The organism is Blautia sp. AF19-10LB (assembly GCF_003461245.1).
GTDB classification, from domain to species: domain Bacteria; phylum Bacillota; class Clostridia; order Lachnospirales; family Lachnospiraceae; genus Blautia_A; species Blautia_A intestinihominis.
Genome location: NZ_QTWS01000018.1, coordinates 35,784 through 58,188, shown reverse-complemented (window position 1 = coordinate 58,188; position 22,405 = coordinate 35,784). Strand labels below are relative to the sequence as shown.

Annotated in this window: 21 protein-coding genes; 19 read left to right on the top strand and 2 right to left on the bottom strand. The window is 43.2% G+C overall.

Annotated features, from left to right (window positions below; translation table 11 throughout):
• Window positions 1–4 precede the first annotated feature (4 nt).
• The 6 genes from DWX28_RS10995 to DWX28_RS10970 all read left to right on the top strand — a co-directional run bounded on the left by DWX28_RS10995 (window position 5) and on the right by DWX28_RS10970 (window position 5,453).
• On the top strand, window positions 5–337 hold the full coding sequence (locus DWX28_RS10995) for a (2Fe-2S)-binding protein (RefSeq protein ID WP_022214638.1): 333 nt from the start codon (window positions 5–7) through the stop codon (window positions 335–337).
• Window positions 327–1,490: an NAD(P)/FAD-dependent oxidoreductase gene (locus tag DWX28_RS10990; RefSeq protein ID WP_330417654.1), complete on the top strand. Its 1,164-nt coding sequence runs from the start codon at window positions 327–329 to the stop codon at window positions 1,488–1,490. Before DWX28_RS10995 ends, DWX28_RS10990 begins: the two co-directional genes overlap by 11 nt.
• Before the next feature lie 216 nt (window positions 1,491–1,706).
• Entirely contained in the window at window positions 1,707–2,840 is a 1,134-nt protein-coding gene (locus tag DWX28_RS10985; RefSeq protein ID WP_022214640.1) for a tyramine oxidase subunit B, read from the top strand.
• A 31-nt stretch (window positions 2,841–2,871) separates the two neighbouring features.
• Window positions 2,872–3,687 (top strand): helix-turn-helix domain-containing protein, encoded by an 816-nt coding sequence (locus DWX28_RS10980; RefSeq protein ID WP_022214641.1) that lies wholly within the window; start codon window positions 2,872–2,874, stop codon window positions 3,685–3,687.
• Complete coding sequence (locus DWX28_RS10975; protein WP_118252699.1) at window positions 3,684–4,031, top strand: P-II family nitrogen regulator; 348 nt, start codon at window positions 3,684–3,686, stop codon at window positions 4,029–4,031. Before DWX28_RS10980 ends, DWX28_RS10975 begins: the two co-directional genes overlap by 4 nt.
• A gap of 18 nt (window positions 4,032–4,049) precedes the next feature.
• Window positions 4,050–5,453 carry an APC family permease gene (locus tag DWX28_RS10970; protein ID WP_022214643.1) on the top strand — a complete coding sequence of 468 codons (1,404 nt, stop codon included), beginning with the start codon at window positions 4,050–4,052 and terminating at the stop codon, window positions 5,451–5,453.
• Between the two features lie 53 nt (window positions 5,454–5,506).
• Here the strand turns inward: DWX28_RS10970 and DWX28_RS10965 are convergent, their stop codons facing one another.
• Entirely contained in the window at window positions 5,507–6,283 is a 777-nt protein-coding gene (locus DWX28_RS10965) for an alpha/beta hydrolase (protein WP_022214644.1), read from the bottom strand.
• A 154-nt stretch (window positions 6,284–6,437) separates the two neighbouring features.
• Here DWX28_RS10965 and DWX28_RS10960 point away from each other — a divergent pair, with 154 nt between their 5' ends.
• From DWX28_RS10960 to DWX28_RS10940, 5 genes are all read left to right on the top strand, one after another.
• Window positions 6,438–7,550 carry a macro domain-containing protein gene (locus DWX28_RS10960; RefSeq protein ID WP_118252698.1) on the top strand — a complete coding sequence of 371 codons (1,113 nt, stop codon included), beginning with the start codon at window positions 6,438–6,440 and terminating at the stop codon, window positions 7,548–7,550.
• Window positions 7,551–7,656: 106 nt separating this feature from the next.
• Window positions 7,657–8,322, top strand: coding sequence for a vWA domain-containing protein (locus DWX28_RS10955; RefSeq protein WP_022214646.1), 666 nt, complete (start codon window positions 7,657–7,659; stop codon window positions 8,320–8,322).
• A gap of 137 nt (window positions 8,323–8,459) precedes the next feature.
• Complete coding sequence (locus DWX28_RS10950; protein WP_022214647.1) at window positions 8,460–10,487, top strand: DUF4357 domain-containing protein; 2,028 nt, start codon at window positions 8,460–8,462, stop codon at window positions 10,485–10,487.
• A gap of 89 nt (window positions 10,488–10,576) precedes the next feature.
• On the top strand, window positions 10,577–11,605 hold the full coding sequence (locus DWX28_RS10945; RefSeq protein ID WP_243002412.1) for an ADP-ribosylglycohydrolase family protein: 1,029 nt from the start codon (window positions 10,577–10,579) through the stop codon (window positions 11,603–11,605).
• A gap of 17 nt (window positions 11,606–11,622) precedes the next feature.
• On the top strand, window positions 11,623–11,943 hold the full coding sequence (locus tag DWX28_RS10940; RefSeq protein WP_022213625.1) for a helix-turn-helix domain-containing protein: 321 nt from the start codon (window positions 11,623–11,625) through the stop codon (window positions 11,941–11,943).
• On the opposite strand, the gene DWX28_RS10935 is transcribed toward DWX28_RS10940, so the two are convergent.
• A complete protein-coding gene (locus DWX28_RS10935; protein ID WP_118252696.1) occupies window positions 11,922–13,430 on the bottom strand; it encodes a DUF2828 family protein in 1,509 nt (502 codons plus the stop codon). The two genes, DWX28_RS10940 and DWX28_RS10935, sit on opposite strands and share 22 nt — an antisense overlap.
• Before the next feature lie 485 nt (window positions 13,431–13,915).
• Here DWX28_RS10935 and DWX28_RS10930 point away from each other — a divergent pair, with 485 nt between their 5' ends.
• From DWX28_RS10930 to DWX28_RS10895, 8 genes are all read left to right on the top strand, one after another.
• The gene (locus DWX28_RS10930; RefSeq protein WP_118252695.1) at window positions 13,916–14,770 is read left to right on the top strand and encodes an FKBP-type peptidyl-prolyl cis-trans isomerase; all 855 of its coding nucleotides are present in this window, start codon (window positions 13,916–13,918) and stop codon (window positions 14,768–14,770) included.
• Window positions 14,771–14,829: 59 nt separating this feature from the next.
• On the top strand, window positions 14,830–15,393 hold the full coding sequence (locus DWX28_RS10925) for a hypothetical protein (RefSeq protein WP_147342101.1): 564 nt from the start codon (window positions 14,830–14,832) through the stop codon (window positions 15,391–15,393).
• Between the two features lie 17 nt (window positions 15,394–15,410).
• Window positions 15,411–15,662: an RDAC family protein gene (locus tag DWX28_RS10920; protein WP_022213629.1), complete on the top strand. Its 252-nt coding sequence runs from the start codon at window positions 15,411–15,413 to the stop codon at window positions 15,660–15,662.
• A 30-nt stretch (window positions 15,663–15,692) separates the two neighbouring features.
• On the top strand, window positions 15,693–16,379 hold the full coding sequence (locus DWX28_RS10915) for a pyridoxamine 5'-phosphate oxidase family protein (protein ID WP_330417653.1): 687 nt from the start codon (window positions 15,693–15,695) through the stop codon (window positions 16,377–16,379).
• 130 nt (window positions 16,380–16,509) lie between these two features.
• On the top strand, window positions 16,510–18,090 hold the full coding sequence (locus tag DWX28_RS10910) for a glucose-6-phosphate isomerase (protein ID WP_022213631.1): 1,581 nt from the start codon (window positions 16,510–16,512) through the stop codon (window positions 18,088–18,090).
• Between the two features lie 330 nt (window positions 18,091–18,420).
• The gene (locus tag DWX28_RS10905; RefSeq protein WP_118252693.1) at window positions 18,421–19,851 is read left to right on the top strand and encodes a glycoside hydrolase family 32 protein; all 1,431 of its coding nucleotides are present in this window, start codon (window positions 18,421–18,423) and stop codon (window positions 19,849–19,851) included.
• A 128-nt stretch (window positions 19,852–19,979) separates the two neighbouring features.
• On the top strand, window positions 19,980–21,344 hold the full coding sequence (locus DWX28_RS10900; protein WP_118252692.1) for a hypothetical protein: 1,365 nt from the start codon (window positions 19,980–19,982) through the stop codon (window positions 21,342–21,344).
• 9 nt (window positions 21,345–21,353) lie between these two features.
• Window positions 21,354–22,307, top strand: coding sequence for a U32 family peptidase (locus DWX28_RS10895; RefSeq protein WP_330417652.1), 954 nt, complete (start codon window positions 21,354–21,356; stop codon window positions 22,305–22,307).
• The last annotated feature ends 98 nt before the right edge of the window (window positions 22,308–22,405 follow it).

The following is a 22,405-nucleotide window of genomic DNA, read 5'->3' as shown; positions in this document are numbered from 1 at the left end:
GATCATGGTTGATATTCAGGCAAAATTAAAAGAAATAGGACCTTTTGTGGAAGGACCGGATGATAACCTCCTGGTCTGCAGATGCGAAGAAGTCACAAAAGGACAGATCCGAAAAGCAGTACACGAAGGTATTTTTACATTGGAAGAGATGCGCAGATATCTCCGTTCCGGAATGGGATTATGTCAGGGACAGACCTGCGGAAAATTAGTAAAAGGAATCATTGCAAGTGAGTTAAAAGTATCTCCGGCGGAAGTCGTTCCGGCAAGTTCGCGGGCTCCAATGAGACCAATCGAGATGTGCATACTTGCAGAAGACGGAGGTGACGATGATGAGTAATGTAGCAGATGTTGTAATTATCGGTGGTGGAGTAAATGGATGTGCAGCAGCATATTACCTTGCAAAAAGCGGCATAAAGTCAGTCATTGTATTAGAGGCAACAAACAGTATCGGACATGGCGGTTCATCAAGAAATGGCGGTGGTGTCCGTCAGTCAGGAAGAGATGTAAGAGAACTTCCATATGCGATGTATGGAATCCAGAATCTGTGGCCGACATTGTCAGAAGAACTCGGAGTAGATACAGAGTATACCCAGAAAGGAAATCTCAGAATGGGAAAAACTCCGGAGCATATGAAAAAACTGGAAGCTCTTGCAAACTCCGCAAAATCTGTAGGTCTTGATGTAAGAATGGTCGATCAGAAAGAAGTAAAAGAAATCTGCCCATATCTTTCTGACGATGTGATCGGTGCAAGCTGGTGTCCGACAGACGGACATGCAAACCCGCTTACAACCACTCTCGGATACTATAAAAGAGCACTTGAACTGGGCGTAAAATTCTACACAGAAGCACCGGTAAAAAGCCTGCAGAAGATAAAAGGAAAAGTAAGAAAAGTAATCCTGAACGATGGAACTGTATTTGAAGGTGAGACGATCATCCTTGTTGCGGGATATGAAAGCAGGGCGATCGCAAGAACAGTCGGAGTCGATGTTCCAATGACACGACTGATCGACGAATGTCTTGTAACAGAAATGCAGCCACATATGATCGATGTAATGTTTGGATGCGCGTCGGCAGATTTTTACGGACATCAGACAAAACATGGATCCTTTGTGTTTGGTTCAGACTCAGGCTGGGAGACAGTCGACGAGATGGTAGACCCGTCTACAAATATCGCAGACCCATCCAGAATGATCACAAACTCAATGACACTTTCAGCAAGCTGTCGAGCGATCCAGGGTTACATTCCGGCACTGCGTGATGCCAAGATCGTAAGAAGCTGGTGCGGATGGCTGGATGAAGCTTTCGATGGAGTACCATTTTTGAGCCCTGTAGAGGAGGCACCTGGACTGATTCTTGCATGTGGATTTACAGGACATGGATTCGGAACTGCACCTGCAGTCGGACTCATGTTAAGCCAGATGGTAAGAGGCGAAAAAACAGTCGTAGATATCAGCGCACTTCGCTATGACAGATTTAAGCCTTGCAGATAAAGATGCTGTATCGTTTTTTACAATACAATCAACAGGATTAAGGTATACAATCATAAAAAAATAATTGAGAAACTTTTTTAGTAATATGGACTACGAAAATAAAATATGTTACTATATGTGCGTGACAAGGGCGTCAACAGTGAATCTGTTGGCGCCTTTTTTCATTGGTGATGATTCTCCGACATGCATATGTAGACATAGAATGGAGGAGAAAAAATGAGTGCAAAGATTGATTTTTTATATTTAAGTGAGCCGGATATGATCAAAGCCGGTGTCAAGGACATGGGAAAATGTGTGGAAGTCATGGAAGACATGATGGTCACACTCAAAAAAGGTGACTACGTAATGGGTGGTGAAAACCACAACTCACACGGATGTATGGTTACTTTCCCGGACAATCCGGAATTCGAAGGAATGCCGAAAAATGGTGAAGACAGACGTTTCATGGCAATGCCGGCATATCTGGGAGGCAATTTCCAGATGGCAGGTATGAAATGGTATGGTTCAAACACCGAAAACAAGAAAAAAGGTCTTCCACGTTCCATCCTTATGATGATGCTCAACGACAAAGATACAGGAGAACCGCTTGCACTGATGTCGGCGAACCTTCTGAGTGCATACAGAACAGGTGCGATTCCAGGAGTCGGAGCTAAATATCTTGCAAGAAAAGATTCCAAAGTTGTAACGATCGTAGGACCGGGCGTCATGGGAAAAACATCACTGGCAGCATTCATAAGTGTCTGCCCGAAGATCGACACTGTAAAGATCAAAGGCCGTGGTCAAAGATCCATTGATTCCTTTGTTGAATATGTGAAGAAAGAGTTTCCACAGATCAAAACGATCACAGTCTGTGAGACAATGGAAGAAGCCATCAGGGACAGCGATATCATCAGCACAACTACCTGTGTTGGAGATAAAGAGATCTTATTCCCGTATATTGATGAAAAATGGATCAAGGAAGGTGCTCTTGTGTGTATGCCGTCAGCAGCCAGATTTGATGAGAGTTTTTACCTTGATAAAAATACGAAGCTGGTTGTAGATAACTATAAACTGTACGAAGCATGGGCTGAAGAGTATCCATATCCAAGCTATGACCCGGTACAGATCGTAGGATGTAAGTTCATGGATCTTCTGCATGATAAAAAAATCACCAGAGATGAAATAATAGATGTTGCGGATGTTATAACTGGAAAGCTTGCAGGAAGAGAAAATGACAAACAGAGGATCATCTATTCCGTTGGAGGCATGCCTGTAGAAGACATTGCCTGGGGTGAAACTGTCTACAAGAGAGCACTGGAACTTGGAATAGGCGTAAAACTTCATCTGTGGGACGAACCTGAACTTCACTAGTTATAACTCTCTTTAAAAAAGGAGATTAACTATGAGAAGAGATACTACGATCATTAATCCACGTCAGTTATACATAGAATTAGGAGTCGATGAACTCAAGAAGCTGAACTGTCCACAGCTTGGAATTTCTCATTTTTATGAATTTTCACTTGGACAGGGAAAAACACATGAGCTGAAAGCAGTCCCGGATGGAAGTATTGATCTGCTTTTCAATATAGGAAGTGACAAGGTTACGACCTATATAAGTGGAACGGTATTTAGTGTAAAAGACTGGAACTTGGGAGATGCGGATCTGTGTTTCGGCGTCAGATTTCAGCCGGGACAGGGAATTCTTCCGAAGGACCTGACGATGGACATGCTTGTAAATAACGATGTGGAAATTGATGGTAATATCTTTGGGGAAAACCTTACGGAAAAGATCGCACTTGCCGACAACATTGTTGACAGAAGCAGGATCTTCAAAGAGGCTTATGAAACCCTTGTCTATGGAAGACCTGATCTTTCAGATAAGGAAAAGATCAATGAGTATCTGGTAAGCAGGATCACCCGTGCAAAAGGCTGTGTGAGTATGAATGAGCTTGTAGATGAGACGAATTATTCAGCATGTTATCTCAGGAGAGTATTCAAGAATTATCATAGTATATCTCCAAAACAGTTTGCACAGTATATAAGATTTCAGATTCTTCTGGAAAAGTTAAAAACCGGAAATATGCGTTATGATGAGCTTGCACTTGAGTGCGGATATTATGACGAGGCGCATATGATGAAGGGATTTAAGAATTATGCAGGTATAACGATTGAGCAGTATAGAAAATTGCAGGAAATTACAGGGAGGAACCGTATATGAGTGGAATAGTAAAGATTGAAGTGATCACCGGAATGTCAAAACTCACAGATCTGATCCAGAATCTCAGCAAGGTTGGTGTAAGAGGTGCAACTGTCATGCAGGTGCTTGGATGTGGAATTGAGATGGGAACTCCGGAATACGAGGTTGAGCGCAATGAAGTGATGGAACTGCTTCCGAAACAGCAGATCAATATCGTAGTGGAAGCGGAGAAAGTAGATAAGATCGTTGATATCATCAAAAAGGAACTCTACACAGGGCATATCGGCGATGGCAAGATCTTCATATATGATATCGACAATGTGATCAGAGTCCGTACAGGAGATGAGGGCGTCAAAGCTCTTTAAACACAAGAGGAGTTGCTTATGAATGAAAAAAAATTAGGTCTGGGGAACGTAGTCTCTATTTCAGTCGGACTTGTTGTGGCGACCAGCTGTCTGGTATCACTTGGAAATGGTGCCGGTACACTTGGAGTAACGTTTATACTTGCGATGGCAATTGCCATGCTGCTTAATATGACTACGGTTGCATCATTGTCAGAACTCAATGCACTTATGCCAAACACGACAGGTGGACTTGCACAGTACACACTTGCGGCACTTGGTCCTTTTCCGACACTGATATCGATGGTTGGCGGCTACATAATCTGTAATACAATGTCCTGTGGAGTAGAAGCGTCAATCTTTTCCTTTTCACTGGCAGATGTAGTGGGAGGTCATATTCCGAGTTTTGTATACACACTCATTATGACGGTGATCATTCTGCTGGCGAATCTTCGCGGCGTGGATATGTTTGCGAAGATCCAGGATATTGTTGCATTTCTGCTGGTAGGTTCCCTGGTTGCGATGGGATTTATCGGAATGATCGGAATGGGTACAGGCGTAAAAGTACAGCAGCCTTATGTGCTCAATGCAGATTTTAAAGATATTGCGGCTATGACAGCAGTTGCATTCTGGCTGTTTATCGGAGCAGAGTATGCAATTCCGATCTCAAAAGAAGTAAAAAATGCAAAGAGAAATGTACCGCTTGGTATGATGATCGGTCTGTTTCTGATTTTTATCATGCAGTCAGTCATGGTACTTGGCTTCCACAATTATGTAGACTGGGGCGAGCTTGCTGATTCAGCAGCACCGCATCTTCTTTATGGATATGCGGTACTTGGCGAGGTCGGAAAAGTCTGGATGATGCTGGTAGGTGCGCTTGCGGTAATAAGTACACAGAACTCCACGGTTAACTCACTTGCTGTGATCTGTCAGGGAATGGCAAAGATGAATATGATGCCGAAGATCTTTTCAAAGACAAACAAACATAATGTTCCGTGGTTTGGACAGGTGTTTGTAAGTGCGGCAATCCTTATATTCGGATATTTGAGCGACAGTTCCGCGGATATGATCTCCTTCCTTATTCTGGCAGGTTCTGTATTCTGGATGATCTCGTACATACTTGCACATGTGGATGTGCTGGTTTTCAGAAAACGTCTTCCAAATGCACCGAGAAATTTCAAAGTGCCATGCGGTGCCCTGTTTCCGGTAATAGGAATCGTCGGAACCGCATATATGGTCCTCAACATCTCCAGTGATCCACATGAACGTCTGATGATCTGGCTTCTGACAGGTGGCTGCTTTATCGTACTTGGAATTTACTCAGCTGTATGGATCAAATTCAAGATGAAAATGAAAGTGTTCAAGAGTATTCCACTCGAAAAAGTTATGGCGATGGAAAACGATCTTTACTATTACGTCCGGAAAAGCAAAGGAATATGGAAATAAACAGCAAAGCCCTTCTGAGCTAAACTTCAGAAGGGCTTAATTATTGTCACAGATTAAATGATAAACCGTTCAACCCGGTCCATCGTAGTTTTGAGAATGGAGAGATCGGTCTGGATATCGCCGGTCTCCAGGGAATGATTGGCGTTTTTGGTGAGAAAAAGTGGTACTTCTTTCTGCTCTGCCAAAGTCTGGATCGCAGCAGTTTCAGCCCACGGATCGGCAGTGCCGTGGAAGGCGATGCTTCCCTGGAGCGGGAAGGAGAAGGTGTCTGCCAATGGCGTAAACAGGATATTTTTTACGTTTAAATTATATTGGGCTGCATAAGCAGAAGAGATAGCAGTACCAATGCTTTTGGAAATAAAGAGGATGCTGCCGTAAGAGGTCCAGTCGATATCGCGCAGGGATTCTTCTGTCTGTGCGAGGGCGAGATCAAAAGCCTGCCGCATTTTGACAGAGTCTCCTTTGATATTTTCCGGGAGGGTGCCATAGGAGACGGTCTGGATCTGGTATCCATGTTTTCTGGCAAGGCGGCTTGTGTAGTACAGGAGTGGTTTGTCAGCAGTATATCCGATGCCCGGAAAAATAACTGCCAGCTTCGGAGCAGTTTTATCTGCAGCAGCGAGGTGACCGGAAACTTTGGCGTACAGCATCTGCTGGCGGATATTTTCCTGCAGGTCCTTTAAGGTAGTGGAGATATTGCAGGAATCGGATGGGAGGTAATCGTAGTCTGTAATGATATTATTTTCTTCCATGGAATAAACGATATGCGACGCACCCATGAGTTCAATATCGTCTTCGATATCTGAGAGTAATTCTTCGTATGTTTTCATTTGAATCAGTTCCTTTTTTATGAATATGTGGGTAAAAACAAAATAATTATTACATGTTTTAGCAAATGTGGCAATACTCTGGCACTTTTTATTTGTTTCGTATATACTGGAAATATCAGTAAATATGGGATGTTTATAAAAGCGGGGGGAATATATGCCATTTAAAATCATACGCAACGATATCACAAAAATGAACACAGAAGCGATTGTTAATACAGCGAATGACCATGCTGCTGTTGGCACAGGCTGTGACAGCGCAGTATACGAAGCGGCCGGATATCAGGAGTTGCTGGAATATCGTAAGAAACATATCGGTTTCGTGGAAGAAGGCGGTGCGTTCATTACTCCCGGTTTTCAGTTGCAGGCGAAGTATATTATCCATGCAGTAAGTCCATATTATGTCGATGGAAAGCATGGAGAAGAGAAGAAACTTCGCTCCTGTTACAGCAAAAGCCTGCAGCTTGCGAAGGAGAACGGGGTTAAGTCTATCGCGTTTCCATTGATATCCACAGGCGGTTTCGGATATCCGAAGGAAGAGGGAATACGAATCGCGGCAGATGAGATAAATACATTTCTTCTTAGCAATGAGATGCTGATCTATCTGGTCGTTTTTGGCAGGAAGGCAACAGCACTTGGGGAAAAACTTTATCCCGATCTGGAATCTTATATTGACCACAATTATGTAGAGAGTGTTCGGGAAAAAGAATACGGAAAGTCTTCTGAACAGTCTATCAGGTTGTGGAGAGAGCGGAGCTCATCCAATATTGACAGAAGACCAAATAAAAATAATGGGATGCAGGAAAAACAACCAAAGTTGTTTTTGAGTGGAGTGGATTCACAACCTTGTGGATTTGGTGAAGATGAAGCTTCATTTCTGGATTTTGAAGGATTACACGAAGGAAAACTGGAAGAGAGAATGAGCCATCTTTCGGATACTTTTTCGGAGTATTTAATGTATCTGATCCAGGAAAGAAAGATGGAAAATGCTGAGGTCTGGAAACGGGCAATTGTAGATAAAAAGATATTTTCAAAAATAAAAAACAATGTAAATTATCACCCAAACAAATTGACAGCATTATGTCTTTGCGTAGGGGCAAAACTGAATCTGGATGAGACCAGAGATCTGCTTGCCAGAGCGGGTTATGCATTATCACCCTGCGATAAGACAGATATTATTTTTTCCTATTTTATTGAGAATGAAATTTATGACATGATCGAACTGGATATTCAGCTTGAGGAACATGGTCTGCCATGTATTATTTCGTAGAAAAATAAGGGTCGCTTTTCAAACGACCGGTTAAGAGCAGCTTTTGTGTATAATGAGTCCAACAAGAAAAAACACCGAGAAATAAGAAACCAGAGGAGGATAAATTATGCGTAAGGGATTAACAGAAGTTGTTTTTATTTTGGACAGAAGCGGTTCTATGAGAGGGCTTGAGGAAGATACGATCGGGGGATTCAATTCCATGATCGAGAAGCAGCGGAAAGAAGAAGGAGAGGTCTTAATCTCTACGGTACTTTTTGACAGTCAGTGTGAAGTTCTCTATGACAGGGTTCCGGTGGATAAGATAGAGCCGATGAATGACAGCCAGTACTATGTAAGAGGCTGCACCGCTCTTCTGGATGCGATCGGCGGCGCAATCCATCACATTGCCAATGTACATAAATACGCCAGAGAAGAAGACAGACCGGAAAAAACCTTATTCATTATCACTACAGATGGAATGGAGAATGCCAGCCGGTGTTACACTTATGACAAGGTAAAGCGAATGGTCGAGAAAGAAAAACAGAAATACGGATGGGAGTTCCTTTTTCTTGGAGCAAACATTGATGCCATTCAGGTTGCTGCAAGATTTGGAATCGGAGCTGACAGAGCTTTAAACTATGAAAGTGACAGCGCAGGCACAGTACTGAATTACCAGGTGCTTTCCGAAACAGTCTCAGCAGTACGCAGATCCAGAAACAGAGAAGAAATGAATGAAGCATTTTCCTGCTGTGACCCGATCCGCGAAGATTACAGGAGACGCCATAAGGAATAGGAAGATATGATAAAATTTTAAGTTGCAATAGCATATAAAAGAAAGACACTTTCCAGTAAATAATGTATAATAAAAACAGACGGGCGGGTAATGAATGCCCGCTGTTTTTGATAAAATATACATTCGTGGAGGAGTTTATGAGCAGTAAGATTACAGGAAAAGAATATCCATTATTAAAAATATTCAGTTCGGATTTTGAATATTATATTCCGGCGTATCAGAGACCTTATGCATGGACGACAGAGCAGACGGAGACTTTGTTTACAGATCTGTATGACTTTTACCAGACGGAGCAGGCAGATAATTATTTCCTGGGTACGATCGTGCTGATCAAGGATGAGGACAGATCAAAGGCTGCTGTTATAGATGGACAACAGCGTTTGACAACGTTGACGATTTTGTTTTCTGTACTGGCATCAAATCTTACAGGTCAGGCACAGCAGGCATGTTATGAACTTCTTCAGGAGAGTGGAAATGTACTGGCAGGAATTCCGGCGAGACCACGTCTTCACCTGAGAGACCGTGATCAGAAATTTTTTGAAGAGTATATTCAGAATGTAAAACTGGAAGAATTGATGAAACTGGATCTGTCATCCATGAAAACCGAGGCACAGGTACATATTTATGAAAACTGTAAATGCCTGATGGAGAAATTTGCAGACGCATTTGACAAGGATCAGGATAAACTGATACAATTCAGCATTTTTCTATTAAATCGCTGTTTTCTTGTTGCGGTAAGTACAGCCAGTCAGGAATCTGCATTCAGAGTTTTTTCTGTAATGAACAGCCGCGGTCTGGATCTTCTTCCGATTGATATCATAAAATCAGAGGTTATCGGTGGAATTCAGGAGAATGAGCGTGATGAATATACAGAGAAATGGGAAAAACTTGAGAATGATGTAGGGCGTGATGGCTTTAACGAGATTTTTTCCCACACAAGAACAATATTTGCAAAAGATCGGGTAAAGAAAAACCTTCTGGAAGAATTCAGGGAATATGTACTCAAAAATACAACGCCGAAAGATCTTGTAGACAAGATTCTGATGCCATATACAGAGGCATATTCAATTCTCAGGAATCAGACATATGAGTCGACTTCAGGGGCAGAGGATATCAACGACATTCTTTACTGGCTGAATAAGATTGACAACTATGATTGGATGCCGCCTGCAATAAAATTTTTGGCAGAACATGCACATGATTCAGCATATACCCTTCAGTTTATGAAAAAACTGGAACGTCTGACTGCATATCTTCAGGTTACGGCACAGGATGTAAACCGTCGTGTAAGCAGGTATAAATGGCTGCTTCTGGAGATGGACAGTAAACCGGAACATTCTCTGAATGCACCATTGGAAACAATTGAGCTTACGAATAATGAGAAAAAACTTTTTATGGAGGCATTATCAGGGGAAATCTACACTATGCCGTCCAGACGACGTAATTATATTATTCAGAGACTGGATTCATTTACCTCTGACGGTGCTGCCAGATATGATGCAAAAATTTTTACAATTGAACATATTCTTCCGCAGAATCCACAGAAGGGCAGCGAATGGGATACTTCATGGCCGGATATGGAAGACAGACGTTACTGGGTAAACAGAATTGCAAATCTTGTGCCATTAACGAGAATGCATAATTCAGCAGCACAGAATTATGATTTTGTAACGAAAAAAACTACATATTTCCAGAACAAAAACGGAACTACATCGTACAGCCTGACAACACAGGTCGTAAATATGGACAAATGGACACCGGATGTTGTGAAAACACGACAGGAAAAACTACTGCAGCTTTTTGAGAAAAAATGGGACCTGAAAATAGAAAAAAATGACAATGCACCGGCAAATCAGAAGCTTTTGTTTCATATAGCGATCAGAGGATGCAATGCAACCGGATATTTGGGTGATGATTCTAAATTTGTTGTTGTAAAAGGAAGTACTATTTCCAGAAATATAACCGAAAGCTGCCAGAAGTTTTATAGTGATATCAGGGACAATCTTATAACTACGGGGATTGTTGTCGATGATGTATTTACAGAGGACTACGCATTTGACAGTCCGTCGGCAGCGGCAGTAGTCGTAGGAGGAAGATCTGCAAATGGTCCAAGGGAATGGACGACCCTGGATGGACGGCAGTATGGAAAGGTAATAGGACGCTAAAAAACAAAATTGCAATTTTCAGGGTTATACTGTTCTTGTAACAATAAATATGGCTCTGAGAATTGCGTTTTGTGGAAAAGAGGACAAATATGCAGGAAAAAGAAAAATATCAGATGATTCAGGACAAAATAAGCGGCTGTGTATTTGCAGGGGCGTTGGGTGATGCTCTGGGATATGTAGTGGAATTTGACCTGTATAGCAGTATCAAGAATAAATATGGAAAAGACGGAATCCAGGATCTGCTGCGGACGGGAGAGGAAGCGATCATTTCGGATGATACACAGATGACTCTTTTTACCATGGAGGGAATGTCTGTGGAGACAGAAGATGAAGTGGAGGAAAAAATTTACCTTTCTTATCTGAAATGGGCGCAGACGCAGGGGATGAGTGTAAAACTGCCATGTGACTGGCCAAGCAGACTCGCCGTGGTTCCGAAAATGAACTGCCGCCGGGCACCGGGTAATACTTGTCTGTATGCTTTGACATCAGGCAAGATGGGAACAATTCAGGAACCGATCAACCACAGCAAAGGCTGTGGCGGCGTTATGCGGACTGCACCGCTTGGATTCACAGACGCTTACGGTTTACCTCTTTTGAATGGTGCCAAAGCGGCAGCCATAACTCACGGTCATCCGCTTGGCTGGATTCCGGCAGGCATGCTTTCGGATATTGTTTTCAAATGTATTTATGGAGAAAAGAAGCCGTTGAAACTCATCATCGAGGAATCTCTGGCTGATACAAAAAATCAGTTTGGAGAATCCGAAAGCATGGCATATTTTGAACGGCTCATAAAGAAAGCTATTGCACTGAGTGAAGCAGCCTGTGAGGAAGATGCATCCACTATCGAAAAAGAACTCGGCGGAGGATGGGTTGGAGAAGAAGCACTGGCAATTGCGATATACTGTTGTCTGAAGTATCCAGATGATATCAGAAAAATGTTGATTGCAGCTGTAAACCACAGCGGAGACAGTGATTCTACCGGAGCTGTTGCCGGAAATATTCTTGGAGCATATCTGGGAATGGATGCAATTCCAAAAGACTGGCTTGACCGTCTGGAACTGGTCGATGTAATGCAGGAACAGATTGATGCAATGATGAAGATAATTCAGAGGGAATGAAAAAGGGGGAATGTCGTATGACAACGACTTCTTTTCCTGTGATTCAGATAGAAAAAACAGGGAAACGATTAAGAAATATGAGAAAGGAGAACGGAATCAGAGTTGCCGCTGTATGTGAATACATGGGCGGCATATCTGAGCAGGCAGTTTACAAATGGGAACGCGGAGCGTGTCTCCCTACAATTGATAACCTGCTGGCACTCAGCCATCTGTACCATGTGCAGATGGAAGATTTGCTGGTATACGAAGAGGCCGAAATGGCCTCTTCTTGTTTTCTTCGTATGTATCGAGGAAACACCAGTGATACAGTCTCCGGTTATGCATGCACAGCCGCGTAACGGGGACTGTTTAAAACGCGGAGCATGTGATCCATCGGCGTGATGTTTCCATCAAATTTGTAGTTGAAGGAATTAGTTCCGGTACCACTTGCGAGCGCAGTACCTTTGGTATGAGCTCTGACTGGAGTCTGCATCTGCCAGCTGCTGACATTATGAAATACAACAGCAGGAAGCTGATAGCCTTTTGCTTCAAATGCAGCTTTTGCATTTTCATAAATGGTTTTATCCGGATTTTCCACTGCACCGTTAAACTCCATGTCAGAGATGATAAATAAGGTGGAAGGCATTTCTTCCTGAGGTGTGCCAGCATTGACTGCTGTCCGGAGAATCAGGTCAAAAACTGCCTCAAGGTTTGTTGAAAATTCCCAGCTGCTGCTCTGGATATAACGAAGTTTCTCTTCGAGTGTCTGACCGCAAATTTCCACCAGTTCCGGGTTGGATGAAAAAGTGATGAATGTATTGTGAAAAGTACCAGTGCAGTGTTCTGCATGATACAGACCCAATGCCTGTGAGATTAGAGCCGGCATAGGCGTTCCGTAACGATGACAATACATGGAGCCGGAAACATCGATCACACAAATTGCATTCTGCTCACATACTTTGGAAGGCTGCTGCTTCCAGAGAGTTTCCAGTGCAGCATTTGCAGAGTCAGGTTCGCGGTATGGGAGACTGCGGCCATCCGGCATTAATGGACGCAGGATCTCATATGGATAAAGCGTGTCACAGTGGATGGATTTCCGACCGTTATTGACATCTGCCAGAAAAGCAGAAAAACGTTCGGTATCCTGCTGGTGGAAGGTTTTGTGATATTTGAGCATTGCGCCTGCCGGGACAGCTTCATAATTGATTTTGCCCCGCTTTTTGCTCGTAAGATAACGCTCTGGCAGAGCAATATTTGCACGAAGTGCGGACAGAAGTTTGCGGTACTGTCCGGCGTTCATTTCAAGAGCAGAGGCAAGAACCTTTGCCTGTCCTCTTGTACGTGCACTTGAGGTGTTGATGGAAGGAAGCCATTTGGCGAGAAGAGAAATATGTGCATTGATATTTCCTGCTTTTCGCTTTTTGAGAGCTTCACAGTCCTGGTTCAACTGAGTGCGGATCAGCTCGACAACAGCTTCCTCAGATGGAGTTCCCATCAGACACATGAGGTCATCGAAACGTCCGTATTCAGAAATTAAAGAAATATTTTTTCTGGCAGATTCCGGCCAGGTTTTGGCGGTATGCCGGATCAGGTTGCGGAAAAGCTCACGCTCGCCAAGTCCCTCCCGGATATCGCGGATATAGAAAAGGAGCTTCATTGCCAGCTCTGGATTTTCGATATAAGCGCGATCAAAGAGATGGATCTGGTCACGGTATGAACGATGACGCATGCCGCCGGCCACAGCAAACAGATCCAGACAGGCATCGCCGGAGGTAGAGTGAGTCTTTGCTCCGTTCAATGTCTCTGTGAAGCTTGCTTCTTCTTTAAGATTATCAAGAAATGACATTGGCTGCTCCTTTCTGTGAATTAGTCTGGTTACAACTTGCAGAAGGTTTTAGACTTCTTTATACCTTATATCATTATGAGCGAGACGCGATGTAAGATCTCATCTGATATGTGTATTGTTTTTTAGCGTAAATACCTCTCTTTATACCACTTCAACGTGGAGCACCTCCGATCAGAAGTTATCTGTGTTATGGTTAAAAAAGATCACCTGAGCAACAATAGAAAACTCATAAGGCTAATTTATTTCGCTGCTGTACGCGCCTGATTAATATAAGATTATGATAAAAATATCTGTGAAGTCTGCCTTCTGCAAGACTTCTTTTGAAGGACTTGTGTTCCTTCGATGCATTAAGATTAGCACAGCTTCCGGGGCAAAACAATGAACCTGTGGTTTAGAAAAAGCTATAAAAAAGTCTTCCCTTGCTTTTATCTCTCCAACAAGCTATACTAATCAGACAGACATAGTATGAATTGGAGGATTTTTACATGAAAATTGCAGTAACTTATGATAATGGAAATGTTTTCCAGCACTTTGGAAAAACAGAGAATTTCAAGGTTTATGAAGTAGAGGACAACAAAGTTGTTTCCAGTGAAGTAATCGGTTCCAATGGAACAGGACACGGCGCTCTGGCAGGACTTCTTGCAGAGCAGGGAATCGATGTCCTGATCTGTGGCGGCATCGGCGGCGGTGCACAGAATGCACTTGCAGAGGCTGGGGTTCAGTTATGCTCAGGTGCTCAGGGAAATACAGATGAGGTGGTAGAGGCTTACCTTAAGGGCGAACTGGTTTCAGCAGGAACAACCTGTGACCATCATCACCATGAAGAAGGTCATTCCTGTGGCGATCATGAAGAGGGACATTCCTGCGGAGGAACCTGCGGTGGTGGATGTGGTTCACACAAGCCGGCATTTACAGGCCCGAACGTAGGAAAGACCTGCCGTACTCATTACAAGGGAACTTTCAATGACGGAACTCAGTTTGACTCTTCTTACGATCGTGGACAGCCGCTGGAATTTGTCTGCGGAGCTGGACAGATGATCAAAGGATTCGATGCAGCAGTTGCCAATATGGAGGTCGGAGAGATCAAAGAAATCCACCTGATGCCGGAAGAAGCATACGGCATGCCGGACCCGAATGCAATCTTTACACTTGAGATCGCACAGCTTCCAGGTTCTGAGGATCTTACCGTAGGACAGCAGGTATATCTGTCCAACCAGTACGGACAGCCATTCCCGGTTAAAGTAACTGCCAAAGAAGAGACAACGATCACTTTTGATGCAAACCATGAGATGGCTGGTAAGGAACTGAATTTCAAGATTGAACTTGTGGAAGTAAAATAATCTAATATAGTATGAAATCCCGGACTGCCAGTATCCAGAGCAGACCGGGATTTTTTTGCATGCAGGCAAGGTCGAACTTTGCCGGAAAATTTGGTTGTACATCCACAAAAAGAGAGATTATAATAAAACCAGAATTTATAATTATCAGAAGGGGGATATCAGTGTATACAAAGAAAAAGAAAATAGTTATTACAGTGGCAGTAATCGTGCTGATCATTTTTTCGATGATTTATTTTAGCGTAGATGCGAAAAGGTTAGGGGAGATATCAGGCTATTATACAGGAGTAGACCTGAAAAAAGACGGGACAGAGACCAGTGATGATGACGATGACAGTGACATTTTTTTCTATAACAGTTGTTATGATCTTATAATTAATTCAGCAAAGATTCCTTATCTGGACGTTTATGATTCGGAGGCTGGAAATCCGGGAATCGGAGGCTGGATTATTGGAGTGGATGATGATACAGTAACATTGTGGCTGAATCCACTCGAGACAGATTTTGGATTTGCTCCTTTTACTGGTAATTCAATAATACCAATATATAAATTCGAATATGAATTAAAGCAAAATAAAATTGTTTTATCACATGATGGAAAGGAGATCCCATTCAGAAAAATTTAACATCAGGAGGAACAACGATGGCAATTATCACTTTCAACGAAATCATAGAAGTAAACGGAATACTGGAACAAAAACATCTGAATTTCAAACTCCACCTTCGCGACGCCTGCGGAGCACAGGCTTTGTGGATCGAACCACTGGGAAACTGTGCCTGCGAGGGACATTATGATGAGATGCATCAGGTGATCGAACAGTATTTCCTGGATAAAGGACTGAATGTAAAATACTGGGACGATGAAAAGTTACAGTTTACCCTGGACAAAAAGTAATCCGACTATAACAAAAAGTGAGGCACAAAAATGGCAAAGATCAGAGTAATCAAGAAAAATGACGACTATTCCATGGATTATCAGGTTGGCGATATCCTGGAAGTGACAGGAACCTGGTATGGCGGGATCAATGTAAACAGCAAGACAGGAATCCCACTCTGTCTGGACAAAGATGAATATGAGGAAATCCCTGAGAATACAGATCTTTCTCACGAGGAATACGAAAGAGCTGCAAACTACTGGAAAGAAAAAGATGCACAGTCAAAAAAGCTGGACCAGGATGTTTTAAAAAAGGCCGTGGAGGAGTATATTCAGGCAAACAACACCTGCGCACTGGCAACCACGGCAGGAGATTTTGTGCGCTGTACGCCGCTGGAGTATACGTATCATGACGACTGCTTCTGGATTTTTTCTGAAGGTGGCGAGAAGTTTTATGCGTTGGAAAAGAACAAAAATGTATGCCTGGTCATCTTTGATAAATATGAAGGATTTGGCAAGCTCAAAGGAATGCAGGTCACAGGCCTGGCATCTATTGTAGAGCCATTTTCACAGGAATATGTGCAGGCGGCAGATTTCCGAAAGATTCCACTGAAGGCTCTGGAAAAAATGCTGCATCCGATGAATCTCATCAAAATAAAACCAAAGAAGATCGAATTTGTAAATTCCGACTTCAAGAAAGATGGCGCAGATTCCAGACAGACACTTATCTGCGACTGATATGGGAAATTGATCTGGAATGACCAGTTGTGAACAATTACCTTGAATTTCCCCATATTTAATATTATAATCAAAATGATTGAAAAAGTTCGGAAACGAAAAACCGATAATATTTAAGGAGGAATCAAATATGATTACCTGGAACAATCTGGATACACTTGCTTCTTTTAAGGAACTCGAAGGAGTAAAAAAAGTAAACCTTGCAGAAGTTATGGCAGGAGAAAACGGTGCAGAGCGTGTAAAGAATTACAGCGTTCCGATGGCAGAGGGATTTGCTTATAACTTTGCAGCAAAACAGGTAGACGACGAAGTACTGGAAGGACTTAAGAAACTGGCTGAGGAAGCACAGCTTACAGAGAAATTCGAAGCTCTTTACAATGGAGAAGTGATCAACACAGGAGAGAAACGTCTTGTTCTTCATCATATGACACGTGGACAGCTTGGAAACGCAGTAGAAGCTGACGGCGTTGACAAGAGAACTTTCTATACAGAACAGCAGAAAAAGATCGCAGAATTTGCGAACAAAGTACATGCTGGTGAGATCACAAACGGAGCAGGCGAGAAATTCACAACTGTTGTCCAGATCGGTATCGGCGGAAGTGACCTTGGTCCTCGTGCAATGTATCTTGCACTTGAAAACTGGGCTAAGAAAAATGGTAAATTCAAAATGGAAGCAAAATTCATCAGCAACGTAGACCCTGATGATGCAGCAGCAGTTCTGAATTCTATTGATGTTGCACATTCCATTTTTGTACTGGTTTCCAAATCAGGAACAACTCTTGAAACTCTGACAAATGAATCTTTTGTAAAAGATGCCCTCAAGAATGCAGGACTGGATGCATCTAAACATATGATCGCAGTTACAAGTGAGACATCACCTCTTGCAAAGAGCGATGACTACCTTGCAGCATTCTTCATGGATGACTATATCGGTGGACGTTATTCTTCCACATCTGCTGTTGGCGGTGCTGTATTATCTCTGGCATTCGGACCAGAAGTATTCGCACAGTTCCTCGATGGAGCAGCAGCAGAGGACAAGCTTGCAACAAACAAAGACGTAATGCAGAACCCGGCTATGCTGGATGCCCTGATCGGTGTTTACGAGCGCAACGTACTGGGATATCCGAGCACAGCAGTTCTTCCATACTCTCAGGCACTGAGCCGTTTCCCGGCACACCTTCAGCAGCTGGATATGGAATCTAATGGTAAATCTGTAAACCGTTTCGGTGAGCCTGTAGACTATGTGACAGGACCGGTTATCTTCGGTGAGCCAGGAACCAACGGACAGCATTCCTTCTATCAGCTTCTGCATCAGGGAACTGACATTGTACCTCTTCAGTTCATCGGCTTCAAGAACAGCCAGATCGGTACAGATGTAGTGATCCAGGACAGCACAAGCCAGCAGAAACTCTGTGCAAACGTTGCTGCTCAGATCGTAGCATTTGCCTGCGGTAAAGCAGATGAGAACCGCAACAAGAACTTCGAGGGTGGACGTCCGTCAAGCATCATCATTGGTGATCAGGTAACACCTGAATCTCTTGGTGCACTTCTTGCTCACTTCGAGAACAAAGTTATGTTCCAGGGATTCCTGTGGAACGTAAACAGCTTTGACCAGGAAGGCGTACAGCTTGGTAAAGTCCTTGCAAAACGTGTACTTGCTCACGAGACAGACGGAGCACTTAAGGTATTCAGCGACCTTCTGAACATCTGATCTTGAGCTGAAAATTAATATTAAATAATGAGGACTTCTCTGCCGTACAGTTAAATCTGTACCGTGGGGAAGTCCTTTTTCTTTGCAGATCCCCGGGTACCCGTCGGCTTTTCTGCTATATTATATAAAATGTACAAATTTCGACAGGCTTTTTGTGGCATCATGCTTATTTACAATTGTGGATAGCATGGTGTATAATATCGTGAAAATATGAAAACGATTACATATAAAATAAAAATGTTACATGTATAGTATATGAAATACATGTAAAAACTAAATGATAATGATACCATAAATATATAATCGCAAAAACAACAGGAGGTCAGAAAAATGAGTGCATTAACAGGAATCCTTGTCACAGAAGTAAGAAAGATCGAAGAAACCGCAGCAATGAGCAGAGAAATTCAGAAACAGCGTCTTACCCATCATCTGATGCCTCCGACGGGCTGGCTGAATGATCCGAATGGGCTGTGCTATTTCAAGGGAAGATATCATGTGTTTTTTCAGTATGCTCCGTTTGATGCAGAGGGCGGATTGAAATTCTGGGGACATTATTCCAGCGACGATCTGGTTTCCTGGAGATACGAGGGTGTGCCGCTGTACCCGGACAGCAGCTATGACTGCCATGGTGTATATTCCGGCTCTGCGATCGTTGAGGATGAAAAGCTGCATCTTTTTTTTACCGGAAATATCAAAGTGGATGGGGATTACGATTACATCAATAACGGGAGGCAGGCCAGTACTCTTCACGTAGAGAGCGAGGACGGAGTTCATTTCAGTGCGAAGGAAGTTGCAGTCGATTACCGCAATTATCCGGAAGATTATACGCAGCATGTGCGTGATCCAAAAGTGTGGAAAGATGGCGCTGACTATTTCATGGCACTGGGCGGTCGAAAGAAAAATGACCAGGGAGCTGTGCTGATCTACAAGTCTGAGGATCTCAAAAACTGGGATTATGATAAAGAAATTACGACAGAAGAGCCGTTCGGATACATGTGGGAATGTCCGGATCTGTTTGAAATCGACGGAGAGCAGGCACTGTCCATCTCTCCACAGGGACTTGAACGAGAAGAATATCGTTTTCAGAATATCTACCAGTCAGGCTATTTCCTTCTGAAAGAGGATAAGATCAATGTGAAAGAATTTCAGGAATGGGATATGGGATTTGACTTCTATGCGCCGCAGACGTTTGAGGATGTGAAAGGAAGACGGATCCTGATCGGCTGGATGGGTCTGCCGGATGTCGAAGAGGAATACACGAATCCGACAGCAAAAGACGAGGGCTGGCAGCACTGCCTGACGATTCCGCGCGAGATCACTTTACATGATGGAAGATTGTACCAGTATCCTGTCGAAGAAATGGAAGCCCTTCGGGGAAGATGTTGTGAAATAGATGAGACACAGAAAAATATTGAAGTCTGGAAACCGTTTGAGCTGGACCTGAAACTGGATTCACGCAAATGCAGAATATCTGTCGGAGATGATCTTATGTTTGAGGTAGATGGCAGAGAAGCTTGCCTGCGATTATCTGAGAAAGCCGGTGCAGGACGGAAACAGAGAAAGGCAGTCATTCCGTCAGGCAGATTAAAAGAGTTCCGGATGCTTGTGGACACAACAGCTGTGGAAATTTATCTGAATCACGGGGAAGTTGTTTCCTCAACAAGATACTATCCGGAAAAAACGACACAAGTTGTGAAACTGGAAGCAGACAAGATCCAGGGACATATTTATGAATTAAAAGAGATGACCGGGATAAAATAACAGAATCATACAGAAGCCGCACGAATGGAAATGCAGAGGGTGTTATACGAAAGGAAAGTATAACACCCTCTGTGTATTATAAAGAAAAAATGTTATACTGAGACGAGAAAAATGAGGAGATGTACAGGATGCAGGAAAAGAAGGAACGCTTTCATGGAATCCCCATGCTGCCGTATGGACTTCTGAGTGCTGTAATGCAGGAGAGTCCGGGAAACAGAAAAGAAATTCAGATTACAGAAATGGCAGAGGGAGGATTCTGCTTTCGAACCGCGAGTGCTATCTGCAGCCCACAGAAACTGGAAGTTTGTTTTTATGATATGGAGAGGGCAGAATACGGGACTGTAGTCATTACAGAATTTGAAATCTGCAGAGAGAAAGAAGAGGATTTTTTTACGCAGTTTCTTGTATGGACGGAGCAGGAAGAGTATCGGCGGCAGGTGCAGAAACTTGTGCGGCAGTACAGCAAATATATCCGGCTGAAACTGGAAGATGACGGAGAACTTGAAAGCGAACTGACAGGATATCCCTCAGAATTTGACGGTGAGCATTGCAGCAGTCTGGAGGAACAGCGACAGTATTGGTTTGCAGAAAAAGCAGGTCGTGCTGAGATCAATATGGAAATCCTGGAGCACACAGAATTTGCCATAGAACTTGACTGCCCGGAACGCTATACGGCATACCTGCAAAAATCTCTTCCGGAATTTTACCATGATTATCTGAGAAAAAATCATCTCCAGGGAAGCGGTCTGGAAGCGCGTATCCCGGATCGGATTTATATTGGAAACCAGTTCTGTCATCTCCTTTTTCCAGAGGAAGAACTTCTTTTCGCTATGCTGGAAAAGGCAAAAAAAGAGTTTACGGCAGTTACGCTTTCTTTTACTTATGTCAGAGAAATTTTGCTTGAAGACACCTTTGCATTGTTAAGAAAAATCGATCACTGGTGTAGCAAAAATGAACTTGAAATGGAGTGTGTAGTCAACGACTGGGGAATGGCAGATTTTATCAGAAAAGAAACGAAACATTTGCTCCCCTGCCTCGGAACGCTTCTTAACAAAAGAAAAAAAGATCCCCGTATCAATTACAAAAAAGGCGAGCGAGACCTGTACAGCCAGAACAGTTTCAATGCAGATTTTTACCAGGAATTTCTGAGAGAAAGTTTCGGAATTGAGCGGGCGGAGTGGGAGTCCTGTGGTTATATGCAGGATATCCCGGCAGGAAAAAACAGCCTGCATTTTCCATTTTACCAGACGAATACGTCGCAGTATTGTCCGTTGTATGCAGTGCAGAAAGAAGGAGACAGAGGCAGACAGAGATTGGTATACAAATGTCCGCAGTATTGTAAAAATGCGGCGTTTTTGTATCCGAAACATTTGAATATGATAGGGAGATATAATTCGCTGTTTGCGCTGGACCGGGACTTCCTGGAAGATTCAGAACAATTAAAAAGGTATACAGATTCAAATATAGACAGACTTGTCCTGAATCTGTTATGAGGTAAAAAGATGATGAAGATTACAGCAGGACTGGGATCAGTAGATGAATATATCCGTTTCGTGGAAGCAGGTGCAGATGAGTTTTTCAGCGGATTTGTACCGTATTCGTGGACGGAAAAGTACGGAACTGTCATGCCGCTCAACCGTCGTGAGGTATTGTGTTATCATGTGCAGCTTGGGGCGTTCAGTGAACTGGAAATTTTGTCAGAAATGATTCGGAAATACAAAAAGCCGGTACATCTGACATTCAATTCCCTGTACTATATTCCACAGCAGTATCCGGAGATCGTGGAGATCATAGAGAACTGTATGAAACTTGGATTTATGAGCTATATTATTGCAGACCCGGCGTTGATCGTTTATCTGAGAGAGAAGGGAATCCCGTGCGAAATCCATATGAGTGGTGAGATGGGAGAGATCAACCGCAGAACAGTGGAAGTTTTTCAGCGTCTGGATCTGAAGAGGGTGATTTTTCACAGGAAAAACAGCTTCGAGGATATGCAGTCTGTGATCTGCTCGGAAAGAACTGCCGGTGGGAGACGGGCGGAGACAGAGTTTGAGGCTTTTGTGCTGAATGAGATGTGCCAGTTTACGGGAGCGTTCTGTAATTCGCTTCACTGTGATGAGCTAGGGCATCTGTGCAGGGTTCCCTATTGGACGGAACCGGTACGAGATGAATCTGAGGATGAAGATGCCACTGTCCCCAAATACGATGACAACGGCTATCTGTGCGGTGCGACCGGCTGCGGTCTATGTGCACTTTACAGACTGAGAGATGCCGGGATTACACACCTGAAACTGGTCGGCAGAGGCAACTACACCGATTTTATGGAGAAAGATATCCGAAACCTCAAAACTGCTCTTGAGATTCTGGAAAATACAGACACAGAAGCTGCTTTCCGGACAGAAATGAAGAAGCAGATTTTTCCATACGGATGCAGTGGAAACTGCTATTACCTGTAAAATAGGACATAACTTTACGCTATATGACAAATGTAACTATTTTCTAAAAATTATCTTAAAATAATTCAGACCTGTAGTAATTAACAGTCGACTATGAT

Bases quoted from the DNA above. Each gene is read 5' to 3' on its own strand.
- DWX28_RS10945 (WP_243002412.1), top strand. From the start codon at position 10,577: ATGCAGGAAAAAGAAAAATATCAGATGATTCAGGACAAAATAAGCGGC.
- DWX28_RS10910 (WP_022213631.1), top strand. From the start codon at position 16,510: ATGATTACCTGGAACAATCTGGATACACTTGCTTCTTTTAAGGAACTC.
- DWX28_RS10960 (WP_118252698.1), top strand. From the start codon at position 6,438: ATGCCATTTAAAATCATACGCAACGATATCACAAAAATGAACACAGAA.
- DWX28_RS10920 (WP_022213629.1), top strand. From the start codon at position 15,411: ATGGCAATTATCACTTTCAACGAAATCATAGAAGTAAACGGAATACTG.
- DWX28_RS10985 (WP_022214640.1), top strand. From the start codon at position 1,707: ATGAGTGCAAAGATTGATTTTTTATATTTAAGTGAGCCGGATATGATC.
- DWX28_RS10930 (WP_118252695.1), top strand. From the start codon at position 13,916: ATGAAAATTGCAGTAACTTATGATAATGGAAATGTTTTCCAGCACTTT.
- DWX28_RS10965 (WP_022214644.1), bottom strand. From the start codon at position 6,283: ATGAAAACATACGAAGAATTACTCTCAGATATCGAAGACGATATTGAA.
- DWX28_RS10955 (WP_022214646.1), top strand. From the start codon at position 7,657: ATGCGTAAGGGATTAACAGAAGTTGTTTTTATTTTGGACAGAAGCGGT.
- DWX28_RS10905 (WP_118252693.1), top strand. From the start codon at position 18,421: ATGAGTGCATTAACAGGAATCCTTGTCACAGAAGTAAGAAAGATCGAA.
- DWX28_RS10895 (WP_330417652.1), top strand. From the start codon at position 21,354: ATGATGAAGATTACAGCAGGACTGGGATCAGTAGATGAATATATCCGT.
- DWX28_RS10970 (WP_022214643.1), top strand. From the start codon at position 4,050: ATGAATGAAAAAAAATTAGGTCTGGGGAACGTAGTCTCTATTTCAGTC.
- DWX28_RS10900 (WP_118252692.1), top strand. From the start codon at position 19,980: ATGCAGGAAAAGAAGGAACGCTTTCATGGAATCCCCATGCTGCCGTAT.
- DWX28_RS10950 (WP_022214647.1), top strand. From the start codon at position 8,460: ATGAGCAGTAAGATTACAGGAAAAGAATATCCATTATTAAAAATATTC.
- DWX28_RS10925 (WP_147342101.1), top strand. From the start codon at position 14,830: ATGCAGGCAAGGTCGAACTTTGCCGGAAAATTTGGTTGTACATCCACA.
- DWX28_RS10980 (WP_022214641.1), top strand. From the start codon at position 2,872: ATGAGAAGAGATACTACGATCATTAATCCACGTCAGTTATACATAGAA.
- DWX28_RS10935 (WP_118252696.1), bottom strand. From the start codon at position 13,430: ATGTCATTTCTTGATAATCTTAAAGAAGAAGCAAGCTTCACAGAGACA.
- DWX28_RS10995 (WP_022214638.1), top strand. From the start codon at position 5: ATGGTTGATATTCAGGCAAAATTAAAAGAAATAGGACCTTTTGTGGAA.
- DWX28_RS10915 (WP_330417653.1), top strand. From the start codon at position 15,693: ATGGCAAAGATCAGAGTAATCAAGAAAAATGACGACTATTCCATGGAT.
- DWX28_RS10975 (WP_118252699.1), top strand. From the start codon at position 3,684: ATGAGTGGAATAGTAAAGATTGAAGTGATCACCGGAATGTCAAAACTC.
- DWX28_RS10940 (WP_022213625.1), top strand. From the start codon at position 11,623: ATGACAACGACTTCTTTTCCTGTGATTCAGATAGAAAAAACAGGGAAA.
- DWX28_RS10990 (WP_330417654.1), top strand. From the start codon at position 327: ATGATGAGTAATGTAGCAGATGTTGTAATTATCGGTGGTGGAGTAAAT.